This window comes from Parafannyhessea sp. LCP19S3_B1 (genome assembly GCF_052121955.1).
Classification (GTDB): Bacteria; Actinomycetota; Coriobacteriia; order Coriobacteriales; family Atopobiaceae; genus Parafannyhessea.
Window position 1 is genome coordinate 141,070 of sequence record NZ_JBQKDH010000006.1, and the last position, 13,945, is coordinate 155,014.

9 protein-coding genes are annotated in these 13,945 nt (G+C 64.5%); 6 read left to right on the forward strand and 3 right to left on the reverse strand.

The genetic code is table 11. The annotated features are described in order from the left end of the window. Positions 1-53: 53 nt before the first annotated feature. Together ACTQWE_RS04520 and ACTQWE_RS04525 are read right to left on the reverse strand one after the other, a co-directional pair. A complete protein-coding gene (locus tag ACTQWE_RS04520; RefSeq protein WP_441921277.1) occupies positions 54-3,326 on the reverse strand; it encodes an AAA family ATPase in 3,273 nt (1,090 codons plus the stop codon). Next, complete coding sequence (locus ACTQWE_RS04525; RefSeq protein ID WP_441921279.1) at positions 3,327-4,472, reverse strand: exonuclease SbcCD subunit D; 1,146 nt, start codon at positions 4,470-4,472, stop codon at positions 3,327-3,329. Between the two features lie 228 nt (positions 4,473-4,700). Here ACTQWE_RS04525 and ACTQWE_RS04530 point away from each other — a divergent pair, with 228 nt between their 5' ends. From ACTQWE_RS04530 to ACTQWE_RS04545, 4 genes are all read left to right on the forward strand, one after another. Then, entirely contained in the window at positions 4,701-8,429 is a 3,729-nt protein-coding gene (locus ACTQWE_RS04530) for a phosphoribosylformylglycinamidine synthase (RefSeq protein ID WP_441921281.1), read from the forward strand. A 371-nt stretch (positions 8,430-8,800) separates the two neighbouring features. Continuing rightward, entirely contained in the window at positions 8,801-10,063 is a 1,263-nt protein-coding gene (locus tag ACTQWE_RS04535; protein WP_441855964.1) for a hypothetical protein, read from the forward strand. Next, on the forward strand, positions 10,060-11,262 hold the full coding sequence (locus ACTQWE_RS04540) for an HNH/ENDO VII family nuclease (RefSeq protein ID WP_441855966.1): 1,203 nt from the start codon (positions 10,060-10,062) through the stop codon (positions 11,260-11,262). The genes ACTQWE_RS04535 and ACTQWE_RS04540 overlap by 4 nt, the downstream gene beginning before the upstream one ends. Positions 11,263-11,283: 21 nt before the next feature. Next, entirely contained in the window at positions 11,284-11,664 is a 381-nt protein-coding gene (locus ACTQWE_RS04545) for an SMI1/KNR4 family protein (protein WP_441855968.1), read from the forward strand. 215 nt (positions 11,665-11,879) lie between these two features. Here the strand turns inward: ACTQWE_RS04545 and ACTQWE_RS04550 are convergent, their stop codons facing one another. Continuing rightward, on the reverse strand, positions 11,880-12,053 hold the full coding sequence (locus ACTQWE_RS04550; RefSeq protein WP_441855970.1) for a hypothetical protein: 174 nt from the start codon (positions 12,051-12,053) through the stop codon (positions 11,880-11,882). 282 nt (positions 12,054-12,335) lie between these two features. On the opposite strand from ACTQWE_RS04550, the gene ACTQWE_RS04555 reads away from it, so the two are divergent. Continuing rightward, positions 12,336-13,472, forward strand: a complete 1,137-nt coding sequence (locus ACTQWE_RS04555; protein ID WP_441855971.1) for a 5-methyltetrahydropteroyltriglutamate--homocysteine S-methyltransferase — start codon at positions 12,336-12,338, stop codon at positions 13,470-13,472. A gap of 126 nt (positions 13,473-13,598) precedes the next feature. Further along, positions 13,599-13,945: hypothetical protein (locus ACTQWE_RS04560; RefSeq protein ID WP_441921283.1), on the forward strand; the 347-nt coding region annotated here is incomplete at its 3' end.

Here is a 13,945-nt window from a genome sequence, read left to right on the forward strand (position 1 = left end):
ACGGGCGCATGGACAAACGATAGCGCAAGAGCGGGACGCGGTGTCGCGGCGCCCTACTCCAGCTCCACGTGCACGCTCGACCCGTCGCGGCCGGCCTCGACCACGACCCTGCGGCCGATGGACTCCTGCAGCTCCTCGACGTGACTGATGATGCCGACGAGCTTGTTCGACCCCGTAAGGTCCGAGAGCGTCCTGACCGCGAGCTCGAGCGACTCCTGGTCGAGCGTGCCGAAGCCCTCGTCCACGAACATCGCGTCCAGCTGGACCCCGCCGGCACTGGCCTGCACCACGTCCGAGAGGCCGAGCGCGAGCGAGAGCGACGCCTTGAACGACTCGCCGCCCGAAAGCGTCGAGGCCGGTCGCGGCTTGCCCGTGAACGTGTCGCGCACGTCCAGCTCGAGACCGGACTGCGAGCCGCCCGTGCCCGTCTGCTGGCCGAGGTGGCGCTCGAGCTCGAACCTCCCGTTCGTCATGACGGAGAGCCTGCGGTTCGCGGCGTGGATCACGCGGTCGAACCACCGTGCCTGCAGGTAGGTCTCGAAGCTCAGGCGCTCCTTGCCGGAAAGCTGCCCCGCCGCGGTCTGGGCGAGCGCCTTCACCTCCCCGTAGCTCTTCTCCACCTCGAGGGCCTGCTTGCCCAGGCGCCGGAGCCTCTTCCTCATTCCCGCGTTCGAGCTCCTGCGCGACGTCAGGGCTGCCTGCCTCCCCGCGAGCCGGTCGAGCTCCTCGCGTACCTGGGCGAGCTCCGCGTCGGTGGTGTCCCTGTCCACCCTACCCCGCCGCAGCAGCGCATCCAGTCGCTCCTGCGCCGACTTCCGGCCCGCCTTCGCGGCGGCCTCGCCGCGGCGAGCCTCCTCGTAGGCGTCGCGGGCAGAGGCCAGGCCCTCCTCCAGAGCGCGGCGCGTGGCCTCCACGCGATCGAGCTTCCGCTTGGCCTCCGCCCTGCTCCCGAAGCTCAGCCCCGTCGCTATCTGACGTGCGCGCGCGGTCGCGGAGGCCACGTCGCGTCCCAGGCCGTCCAGCGCCTCGCGCCGCGCGTCGCGCCGGGAGCGAAGGTCCTCCACGTCACCCGCGAGTCGCTCCGCGGCCGCCGACGCGGCGGCGCCGGCGTCCACGCGGGCGCGGGCGTCACGCTCTGCCTCGAGCGCCGCCTCCAGCGCGCCGTCGCACGCGCGCTTTCGTGCGCGGGCCTCCTCGGCGTCCTTCTCGTCCAGCGCGGAGGAGAACTCCTCGAGGCCGGATCTCGCCGCCGCAAGCTCCCTGTCCGCGGCGACCCTGCGGGACCTCGCCTCCTCGACGTCCCGGCCGGCGTCCTCGAGCCTCTTGCGGGCGGCGGCCCGCCTCTTCCGCACGTCCGCCAAGGCGACTACCTCCGCCTTCGCGGCGGCCTCCTCGCCTCCGGCCGCGTCGCGCTTTGCCGCAAGCGCGGCGCGCTCCTTCGCGAGCGCGCCCTCGCCCCCGGTCTCAGCGACCAGGCGCGACAGCTCCGCCTGCGACGCGTCGAGCCGCGCGTGGGAGTCGGCCGCCTGCGCGGCCGCGTCCTGGAACCTCTCCCTCGCGGCGTCGGCCGCTCGCTCCGCGGTCTTGACCTGCCCCTCCGTGGGCACCTCCGCGGATGACGCCGCAAGGTGAGGGTGCTCCGTCGACCCGCAGACCGGGCACGCCGCCCCAGGCGCAAGGGCGCTTGCCATGATTCCGGCCTGGCCGTCGAGAAACGCGCGCTCCGCAGCCGCGTAGCGCGCCTGGGCCTCGTCGAACGCCTTCCTCGCGTCCAGGTGGAGCGACCTCTTGCTCTCCCACGCCGCGCGGGCCTCGTCAGCCTCCCGGGTACGCTCTTCCAGCTCCCCGCAAGATCTCTCCAGCTCCGCGAGGCGCCGCTCCACGTCCTTGGAAGCCGCGGTCGCACGTGCGAGGCGCTCTGGAGCCCCCGCGTGAAGCGCCTCCGCGGACTCCAGGTCGGCGACCTCCTCGCGAGCCGCCGCCTGCCTCTCCTCAGCCTGCTCGAGCGCAGACGACGCGGCCGTCGCCTTCGCGGAAAGGCCCTCCACCGTCGCCGTGCGGCGCCGCAGCTCCTCGCAGTCGCGCACCGCCTTCGCGGCGGCCTCCTGCGCGCGCCCCGCCTCGGCGCGGGACGCCTTCGCACGCTCCAGCTCCGCGGGGGCGCCGGCAAGCTCGCGCGCCGCGTCGCGCGCCCGGGCGAGGGAGGCGTCCTTCTCGCCCAGGGCGTCCTCCGTCTTCCCAAGCTCCGCCCGCGCCTCCTGTGCCTTGCCCTCCGCGGTCGCCACCTCCGCGTTCGCGCGCTCGAGCTCGTCGTAGGCGGGCAGCTCCGCGGCAAGGGCCGCGGCCTTCCGCGCAAGCTCAGGCGCGCCCTTCGCCGCATCCTCCGCGCTCGCGAGCTCCGCCTTGCGCGTCGCCATCCGGGCCGTCGCCGCCCCGACCCCTGCCGTGGCGTTCGCGAGGGCGCCTTCAGCCTCGTCGGTCTGGGCCGCAAGGTCGAGCCGCGTCTTCAGGTCGTCTTCCCGCTCGCGAAGGCGCGAGGCCTCCCCGTCCAGGGAGCCGGCCTCCGCGGCGTCGTCCTTCTCCTGCGCGTCCAGGAGCGCCACGAGGGCGTCCGCGTCCGGCGCCGCAAGCGACTGCAGACGCCCGAGCTCCGCCGCGCGGGCCTCGCCCTCCACGCTCGCAAGCGACATGATGCCGCGGAGCTGGTCCGTGACGGACTGGCTGCCCTTCTCGAGCTCGCGCTGGCGCCTTGCGAGCGCGCGCTCGAAGGCGAGGTACGGCTCCGTGCCAAACAGCTTGCGCAGGATGGCGGCGCGCTCCTTGGTGTCCGCGGAGAGCAGCTTGCGGAAGTCGCCCTGCGCGATCATCACGATCTGCGAGAACTGGTCGCGGTCGATGCCCAGAAGCTCCAGCACGCGCGCGTTCACCGCGGCGGTCCGCGTGACGGGCGGCCGCTCCGGACTGTCGAGCTCCCACAGCGTCGCGTCCGGGCCCTCCGTCGTGGTGCCCTCGCCGCGGAGCTTCGGCCGCTCGTACGCAGGGTTGCGCAGCAAGCGGTAGCGGCGGCCGCGGTGCTCGAACTCCAGCTCCACGTACGTCTTCACGTCGGGTGCCGCGAAGTCGCTCCTGAGCGTGCGCGCCTTGCGGAAGCTGCCGCTCGGCTCGCCATACAGGGCGAACGATATCGCGTCGAATATGGTGGTCTTTCCGGCGCCGGTGTCGCCGCAGATCAGGTAGATGCCAGACGTCCCCAGAAGCGAGAAGTCGATGCTTGCCTGGCCCGCGTACGGGCCGAAGGCGCTCATGGTGAGCTTGGTCGGCCTCATCTACATCACCCCTATCCCCTCGAGCTCCTCCCGCGCGATGGCAAGCTGGCGCTCCGTGGGCGCGACGCCGTTCTGAGCCTCGTAGAACTGCGAGAAGAGCTCGAGCGGGCTTTCCCGCGGCTCCTCCGCAGGCGCGTCCGCCTGCGCGCCGGCGGCACGCGTGCGCGCGTTGTCGTACTCGATGCTCATGACGTTTGGGTAGGCGTCGCGCAGGCGTGCCATGGCGTTGACCTGCGGGTCTTGGTCCGTCAGGACCACGTGCAGGTAGTCCTGCGCATCCGCCGCGGAAACGACGTCCGCGCTCACGAGCTCCGCGAGCGGGCCGCGAATGCGCCTGAGGTCGTGCAGCGGCGTGAGGGGCACAAGCTCGATGCCGGGCTCTTCTCCCTTGGGACCCAGCGTCACGAGGGGCGCGGACTTGTCGTAGTCCGCCTCTGACAGCGAGTACTTCAGAAGCGAGCCGGCATAGCGCACGCAGTCGCGCCCGACGCGCTGCGCGCGGTGGATGTGGCCGAGCGCGACGTAGTCGAACGGGTCGAACACGCCGGCGTCCACGTTGTCGAGCCCGCCGACCGAGACCTCTGAGTCGCTGCGCTCGGGCGCCACGCCCGCCGCCGTCACGAACTGGTGCGCCACGGCGACGTTCCTTGCGGACGCATCGAGCGGAAGCGACGCCACGAGCGCGCGGAACGCGTCCGTGTACGTGTCCGCCTTCGCGTCTGGCAGGAAGTGGCGAATCTGCGCCGGGTGCAGAAACGGGATGGGCCACACCGCGACGGGACCGTGCTCGTCCGCGAGCATGACGGGCTCTATGCGGCCGTCGAACGCCGGCGCCATGTGGATGCCCTGGCGCGACAGCAGCCCGCCCGCGTAGGCCACGCGCTCCGCGGAGTCGTGGTTGCCGGGAATCACGATCGCCGGGACGCCGGAGTCTGCCACCCCCTGGAGGAACCAGTCCACAAGCGCCACGGCCTCCGAGCTGGGCTGCGACTTGTCATACACGTCACCCGCGACCAGGAGCGCATCCACCGCGCCCGTGCGGAGCAGGTCCAGCACCTGCCCCAGGACGTGCCGCTGGTCGCCGATCATGGGAAAGTCGCACACGCGCTTGCCAATGTGAAGGTCCGCCAGGTGAAGTAGCCTCAATCGCACCGCCCCCAAAGCTCCCGGGCCCGCGCCGGCGCGCGGGCCGAATGTGAGAATCGATTCTAGCAATGCGAGTGGACATTAATTCCCCCGGAGTGGCGATCGCGCCGCACGCGCTGGCGCACTTTGCGCGTAACGAGGGATTTACGGGGGCCGCGACGCATTGCGCACGGTCGCGGGCTATGATTGAGGGGCCAACCCCACACGTTCCCGAGGAAAGGGCAGTAAATGGTCTCACGTGTGTACGTAGAGAAGAAGCCGGGATTCGACGTAGAGGCAAAGCAGCTTGGGCACGAGCTGCGCCACACCCTGGGCGTGGGCGCCCTCGAGGGCCTGCGCATCGTCAACCGCTACGACGTGGAGGGAATCTCGAAGTCACTGTTCGAGAAGTGCATCCCCACGGTCTTCAGCGAGCCGCAGTCCGACGTCGCCACCACGCGCCGCCCCGCGGCGAGGGGCGCGAAGGTGTTCGCCGTCGAGTTCCTGCCCGGCCAGTTCGACCAGCGCGCGAACTCCGCGAGCGAGTGCATCCAGCTCATCAGCCAGGGCGAGCGCCCCACGGTTGCCTCCGCGAAGCTGTACTACCTCGAGGGCAAGCTGACCGACGCGGACGTTGAGGCCATCAAGCACTACGTGATCAACCCCGTCGAGGCGCGCGAGGCGTCGCTGTCCACCCGCAAGACCCTGAAGGTCGACTACCCGAAGCCGCCGATGGTCGAGACCCTGACCGGGTTCGGCAAGCTCACGAAGAAGCAGCTGCAGGACTTCATCGACGAGCGCGGACTCGCCATGGACCTCGCGGACATCCAGTTCTGCCAGAAGTACTTCAAGGGCGAGAAGCGCGACCCCACGATCACCGAGATCAAGATGATCGACACGTACTGGTCGGACCACTGCCGCCACACCACGTTTGGCACGCGGCTCGAGAACGTCGCGATCGACGACGCCGTGGTGAAGGCCGCGTTCGAGCGCTACCTCGAGGTCCGCCACGAGCTTGGCCGCGACGAGAAGCCCGTCTGCCTGATGGACATGGGCACCATCGGCGCGAAGTACCTCAAGAGCAAGGGCATCCTGAAGAACCTGGACGAGTCCGAGGAGATCAACGCCTGCACCGTGAAGGTGAAGGTGGACGTGAACGGCAAGGACGAGGACTGGCTGTTCCTGTTCAAGAACGAGACGCACAACCACCCGACCGAGATCGAGCCGTTTGGCGGCGCGGCCACCTGCATCGGCGGCGCCATCCGCGACCCGCTGTCCGGCCGCAGCTACGTGTACCAGGCCATGCGCGTGACCGGCGCCGGCGACCCCACCGTCCCGGTGAGCGAGACGCTCAAGGGCAAGCTCCCGCAGCGCAAGATCGTGCGCACGGCGGCCGCCGGCTACTCCTCGTACGGCAACCAGATCGGACTTGCGACCGGCCAGGTGGACGAGCTGTACCACCCCGGCTACGTCGCGAAGCGCATGGAGATCGGCGCCGTCGTGGGCGCGACGCCCGCGAGCCACGTGCGCCGCGAGTGCCCCGCGCCCGGCGACAAGATCGTGCTTCTGGGCGGCCGCACCGGCCGCGACGGCATCGGCGGCGCGACGGGCAGCTCCAAGGCGCACAACGTCGAGTCCCTCGAGAAGGACGGCGCGGAGGTGCAGAAGGGCAACGCCCCGACCGAGCGCAAGCTCCAGCGCCTGTTCCGCCGCGAGGACGCGTGCCGCCTCATCAAGCGCTGCAACGACTTTGGCGCGGGCGGCGTCTCCGTCGCGATCGGCGAGCTGGCGGACGGCCTGTACATCGACCTGAACAAGGTGCCGAAAAAGTACGAGGGCCTCGACGGCACCGAGCTCGCCATCAGCGAGTCGCAGGAGCGCATGGCCGTGGCGCTCGCGCCCGAGGACGTGGACGAGTTCATGCGCTACGCACGCGAGGAGAACCTCGAGGCCACCGTCGTGGCGGAGGTGACCAAGGAGCCGCGGCTGCGCATGGTGTGGGACGGCGAGACGATCTGCAACGTGAGCCGTGAGTTCCTCTCGTCCAACGGCGCCCCGAAGCACCAGGACGTGCACGTGGAGAGGCAGGGCTCCTACCAGCCCGACTTTGCGGGCGACACCCTCGAGGCCCGCATGCGCTCCCTCGTGGGCGACCTGAACGTCGCGTCCAACAAGGGCCTTTCCGAGCGCTTCGACTCCACCATCGGCGCGGCGACGGTGCTCATGCCGTTTGGCGGCAGGTACCAGCTGACGCCGTCGATGGCCATGGTCGCGAAGCTGCCGGTGTTTGGCGAGACCACGACGGTCAGCGGCATGGCGTGGGGCTTCAACCCCTACCTCATGAGCGAGAACCAGTTCACGGGCGCGTACCTATCGGTCGTGGAGTCCGTGGCGAAGCTCGCCGCGGCCGGCATCGACCGCAAGGCCATGTACCTCACGTTCCAGGAGTACTTCGAGAAGCTGCGCGACGTCCCGGAGCGCTGGGGCAAGCCGACGGCCGCCGTGCTGGGCGCGCTCATGGCCCAGCTCGACCTGGGCATCGGCTCCATCGGCGGCAAGGACTCCATGTCCGGCTCGTTCGAGGACCTGGACGTGCCACCGACGCTCGTCTCGTTCGCAACCGGCCTGGGCAGCGTAGACGACATCGTGTCGCCGGAGTTCAAGCGCCCGGACAGCCAGCTGTGGCTCGTGAGCCCCACGTACAAGGCCGACGGCGTGACGCCGGACGCGCAGAGCTTCCTGAAGGTGCTCAACTTCGTGCACGAGCACATTGGCTACGGCGTGGTGCTGTCCGCGTCGACCCCCGGCTACGGCTGCCTGGCCGAGCAGCTGTTCAAGAGCGCCGTGGGCAACCACATCGGCTTCGGCCTCGTGAACGAGTTCGCGGCCGACAGGCTGTTCAGGCTCGCGTACGGCAGCTTCGTGATCGAGGTGGCCGACGGCACGTTCATCCCGACGGACCGCGAGGGCTTTAACGTGGAGTACCTGGGCGGCACGTCCGCGGAGTACAAGATGTGGGTCGAGGGCCAGGAGCTCGACCTCGCCGGGCTGCAGGAGGCCTGGGAGGAGGGCATCGAGTCCGTCTTCCCGTATCGCCAGAAGGGCGAGGCCGTCAAGACCGTGACGTTTGACGCGGCGGAGCACGGCGTTTCTCGCCCGGCGCCCTTGGTGAAGGTCCCCAGGCCGCGCGTGGTGATTCCCGTGTTCCCGGGCAACAACTGCGAGTACGACTCCGCGGCCGCGTTCGAGCGCGTCGGCGCGGAGGCCGAGACGTTCATCATCAACAACCTCACGCCCGAGGCGGTCGCCGAGAGCACGAACGCCTTCGTGGAGGAGGTGCGCAAGAGCCAGATCATCATGATCCCCGGCGGCTTCAGCGGCGGCGACGAGCCGGACGGCTCCGCGAAGTTCATCACGGCGTTCTTCCGCGCGCCGCAGGTGACGGAGGCCGTGCGCGACCTGCTGCAGGCCCGCGACGGCCTGATGCTGGGCATCTGCAACGGCTTCCAGGCGCTGGTGAAGCTGGGCCTGGTGCCGTACGGCGACATCCGTCCCATGGACGAGAAGTGCCCCACCCTCACCTTCAACACCATCGGCCGGCACCAGAGCAGGCTCGTTCGCACCCGCGTGGCCTCGAACCTCTCGCCCTGGCTGTCGCAGGTTTCTGTGGGCGAGGTGGACACCATCGCCATCAGCCACGGCGAGGGCCGCTTCGTGGCATCCGACGAGCTGCTTGCCCAGATGGAGGCCGCGGGCCAGATCGCCACGCAGTACGTGGACGAGGACGGGGTACCCTCCATGGACCTGGACGTGAACCCCAACGGATCGGTGCTCTCCATCGAGGGCATCACGAGCCCGGACGGCCGCGTGCTGGGCAAGATGGGCCACACGGAGCGCTCCGGCAACGGCCTGTACAAGAACGTGCCGGGCAACAAGTACCAGAAGCTTTTCGAGGGCGGCGTCGCGTACTTCAAATAGCGGCGGGCGGCGCAAGGTAGCAGCAAGGTAGCAGCAAGGTAGCAGCAGGCGGGGTCGGATGCGCACATGGCGTCCGGCCCCGCCTTTGCGTGGCGGACACGCCGCCAGACATCGACGGCAAATATGGTTGACCATCCTTGTCCATGATATACTTTATGAATATTACGTGCAGTTTTATATCGGACAAAAGGTATATTATGAAACGTTTTGGTTCGTACAAAGGTGATGCAGCGGCATTTGAATGTCAGAGTTGCCAGGAAGCATGTCCCCACGACTCATGTCGAGTTAATCCCGCTAAAGTGGGTTGCGGTGACACACGAAGCACAGCATCCAACCTACATGCGGTCAAACTTGGTTCTCGCCTTAGTGCGATGCTACTCTTTGCCATTACTCTACTTGTGGGGTTTTCCGCATTACCTCAAGCCGCCCTTGCCCATAGCCAGAGAAACCCTTCTGCAAACAATAAATACTATTACGATGCAAAGGTAAATACCGGTCGTGACAACGGCTATTCAGACGCCAAAAAGATTACCGAGAATGATCCTCACTTCGGGTGGGACCTAGGGCGCTTTGTAGTAAGTGGATTCACTAGTCGCACCGACGATGACGGCACCCCAGTCTTCCTCAAGAATGCAGGCGATCAGGTCCGGCTATCCTTCGTTCTCAAACAGAATATTGACGCCCTTGACGGCGATGATAATAAGAGAATCAACGATGATGCTAACGGATACGACCAGGAACTGGAAGTCGAAAAGAGCAGGAAGGGCTTCGGGCGGGGTGCACTCATCGTCCGTCACACAAATTTTCAGAACGCCTCAACCTCTCCCCAGGTCTACCGGAACTACCTGCCAGCGTTAAAAATCGGTTCAGAAACAAAAGTAGACCTCTGTGAAGAGGGGGATTACGAAGTCGCGCTTGACTACGAAGTTGAGACAACCGGAAACATTCCCGTAGTCTCATCCATCCCATTTCCTCAGCGCTATAACAATTATCGAATTGCCTTTCGCTTCAAAGTGCGCAACAGCAACACGATGATGTTCCTGTTCGACGTGAAAAACAACAGCGAGCTTTTTAATGGGTCGGTAACACCAGACGGCTTTCGGATTGACCTCGCAGGCTCTCATTACCTCGACGTGAGTGTAAAGAGAGAGGTTATGAACGAGACAGACGACGGTCTTACAGAAGACACAAGATTCAACGGGACTGCAACTGATGGTGAAAGCTTCACAAAGGAAGGTATATATACCATCAAGGTAAAGAATCCGACAACAAACGAGAAACCTACCGAAAAGCGAATCTACGTCGGAGACAACGATGTATTGAAAGCCGTCGTTGCTAATCATATGGATGTAACAAGCGTCAAGAGACGCCTCGAAGATGGCGCAACTGTCGGACAAGACGGGAAGTTCGTACAAGCAAGATCAAAGGTATCTAGTAATGCACCTCACGCAGCTAAGAACTCAAGCGCTTCACCCAGCGCAAGAGAGGATACGGCTGTTACGGCGGCGATTCCCGCAGTGTTATGCATAGCTACAGTTTTCATTGCATGCGTAATCTGGCATGTGTACAAAAAGAGGAGAAGAACATGCTCGAAGGCCATGCTTACAAAGCGCAAGGGTGGTGATGATGAGTGATTGGAAAGAGAGCTATCACAGCCATATTAACGGTAGCGTTAGCACTAGGCGGACTCCCCGCATGCAGCTTGCCATCTCAATTTACCGCCACTGGAGAGGGCGGGGGTGCCAAAAAGAACTCTCCCACTCCTTCAGAACAAAAATTCAATAGTCTCTCTGACTCAGACCAGCAACGTTATCTTGAAGACGCAACCTATGATCATCTTGTCGAACAACTAGATACTGACAAGTATTTTGTCGAGAATATTCAATCTTCGTACGTCTCCCAAGAATACTTGGATGAGCTGGAATATAACTCCAAAACGAACATCTACTTCGGATACACCCTAGACGAGTTAGAGAAACAGTTCCAAGGTAAGAAGTATGTCTTCACCCCTGGTAAAAATGGACACACCGAGGTAACGGCCGTCGGCAAATACGATGACACGTATAACCGAGTCGTGAAAAATGTTGCCGTAGGAGGGGGCGTAATTCTCGTATGCGTTACCATCTCCGCAGTAACCGCAGGCACTGGCGCAACCGCAGCTAGCGCAATCTTTGCAGTGGCAGCGAAAAGTGGATGCGTCGTAGGGTCGACTAACGCAATTGTTGATGGCACCATCGCACTTGTTAAAGGGCTGCAATCCGGTAATCCAGAAAAGGCACTTAAGTCAGCCGCCCTTTCTGGCAGCAACGGATTCATGATAGGCGCTATCGGTGGCGCTATAGCCGGCGGAGCTGGAGAAGCAGCTGCCCTTCATGGAGCCACCCTCAACGGGCTCACCATGAACGAAGCTGCCAAGATTCAAAAGGAATCGAAATATCCACTCGACGTGATCAAGCAGTTCCATAGCATGAAGGAGTATGAGGTTTACAAACAGGCTGGCCTCAAGACACAGATGGTAGACGGAAAGACTGCTCTTGTACAAGATATTAATCTCAACTATAAGAGCCTTTCTCCCGACGGAAAAAGCAGAATCACAAATCTAGATCGAATGCGAAAGGGCTACGCCCCCATTGATCCCGTGACGGGCCAGAAATACCAATTGCACCACGTCGGACAAAAAGCAGATGGAACCCTTGCGGTGCTCACTAGAGAGCAACATCAGGGAAATGCAGGCTTGCTTAATGTCGTAGGAAAAAAGAGCGAGATTAATAGAGAGGCTTTCAAAGGGGTTCGGGAAAGATTCTGGAAGAGCTTTGCTGAAAATAACTCGTAGTGGTGGATGGATATGCTTACGTTGAACGAACTCATCAAGCAGGGACCTTGCCTTTACGTTGGTGACGGGGCATCCGAGGTTCAGATTACTGATGCACAAAAAGCACTCGGGCTCAGGTTCTCCGACGAATACCGAAGCTACTTGCAGAATTACGGCATCGCCGCTGTGAATGGTCACGAGATTACAGGCATTTCGCAAGACGATGAGGCGGATGTCGTTACCGTCACGAAAGCAGAACGAGAACTGACGTCAAACATCAAACCGAACTGGTACGTTGTTGAAAGGGTCGACATTGACGGAGTCGTTCTTTGGCAGGATCAAGACGGTAACGTTTACCAAACTGTAGACTACGGTCATCCAGCTTTGATTGCCGACTCTTTTGCGCAATGCGTTGCCAAATAGTACGCTCACGGTCTTCTTGAATACCTTGGCAACTACAGTCGAACCGTTAGCTGGCTACATAAACTGCGGATATTGACTCGTATTGACACGGATCAATATCCGTTTTTGCCATACGTATGTCATACCGCCGCGTGCCCCGCCTAGCGCGCGAGCATCCTGCGCATGACCGGGCGCGACGTCATCTGCTCCAGCACGTCAAGCAGCTCGTCCGCCTGTTAGAACACCCCGCGACGGCGGTTTCCCATGGGCGTGAGCATGCCGTACACGCACGCCCGCGCGATAACGTCACGGGCAGCCCTAGGGATGATCTGCAGATGGTCCGCCACATGGGCGACGCTCACGACGAGCTGCGCCACTAGCACGGCCGGAAGCTTCTGACCTCCGTTCACTTCCGTTAGGAGCACCTTAGCGGAAGTGAATCACAGTTCACTTCCGCTAGTACACTCAAAAGGGAAGTGAAGCTCCGCACAAAGCTAGTCGATGGCGTCGCCAATGACGAAGCGTCGTTCACCCACGAGCGCGTACCAACCCGTTTCCATAGCTTTTCTCTATAGATATTGGTAGATAACCGATAGTTTTCTATTACCCCGCGAAGCCCGATACTCTAGGACGCCGAGCGAGAAGAGCCGCCCGCACGCCAGAAGACGGCAACCCAGACGAAAGGTCTTGACATGTCCTACAAGCACAACTCCCCCTTCCGCTTCGACGTGGTCGGCAGCTTCCTCAGGCCGGACGTCCTCAAGCAGGCCCGCGCGGACCACGCGGCCGGCCTCATCACGGACGAGCAGCTCACTTGCGTCGAGGACGTCGCCATCCGCGACCTCGTGGCAAAGCAGAAGGCGGCCGGCCTGCACGTGATCACGGACGGCGAGTTCCGCCGCAGCTACTGGCACCTGGACTTTATGTGGGGGCTCGGCGGCATCGAGCGCCGCGCCGCCCGCGAGGGCTACCAGTTCCACGACGAGGAGACCACCGCGGACACGGCTGTCGTCGTGGGCAAGATCGACGGAGCCAACCACCCGTTCGTGAGGCACTTCGAGTTCGTGAAGGCGCTCGAGGGCGATGGCCAGGTGGCGAAGCAGACCATCCCCGCGCCGATCCAGACGTACAGCGAGGTCATCCTGGACCGCACGGACGGCCAGGTGGAGAGCCTGCGCAGCGTCTACGCCACCAACGAGGAGCTCGCGGCGGACATCGCGGCCGCCTACCGCACCGTGATCGCGGACCTGTACGCCGCAGGCTGCCGCAACATCCAGCTTGATGACTGCACGTGGGGCATCTACTGCGACCACGACTTCGTCGCGAAGACCGGCCTTGCACCCGTCGACATCCAGAAGGTGTGCGAGCTGGGCGTACAGCTCAACAACGCCGCGCTGGAGGGCAAGCCGGACGACCTCACCGTCACCACACACGTGTGCCGCGGCAACTACCACTCCACCTACGCGTTCGAGGGCGGCTACGACCCCGTGGCGCCGTACCTGCTTGCAAAGGAGGACGTGGACGCGTTCTACCTGGAGTTCGACACGCCGCGCGCCGGCGGCTTCGAGCCCCTGGCCCACGTGGCGCCCGGCAAGAAGGTCGTGCTGGGACTCGTCACGTCCAAGCAGCCGGGACTCGAGGACGAGGACCTGCTGGAGCGCCGTATCCGCGAGGCCGCGCAGTACGTGCCGCTCCAGGACCTCTACCTGTCCCCGCAGTGCGGCTTCGCCTCGTGCGAGATCGGCAACAAGCTGACGGAGGACGAGCAGTGGGCGAAGGTCGCGCTCATCAAGCGCGTCGCGCGCAAGGTCTGGGGTGACGAGGACTAGACTCGGCCTCGCCGTTCGCCCGCGCCATGCGTTGCGGTTAGAATCTACGGTATCGATCGAATCGGGCCGCGCCCTCGTGGGTGCGGCCCCTTGCCCACTGTCGGGCCAGCGCGGGAGGGAGGCACCGTGGACCAGGACCCCATGAGGGACGAGCGCGTGCGAGATGGCCGCGACGGCACCCCCGACGAGGGCGACAGCCGTGCGCGCCAGGTGCTGGACCGCATTATGCGGGGCGCCTCCGAGCGGGAGCGCGCGATCTTCTCGCAGAGGACCTTTGGCGACGAGCCAATCCTGCGCACCGGCGCCGACCTGCGCCGCGAGCGCAAGGCCGCGGCGAGCGCGGCATCCAAGGCGACCTCCGCCGCGGCCCATGTGCACGCCACCCACGCCGACGCCGCAGACGCACGCCCCGTCCCGCTGCCCGGCACCTCCGGGCGAGAAGAGCGCGCCGCCCTTCGCCGAGCGGCGCGCGC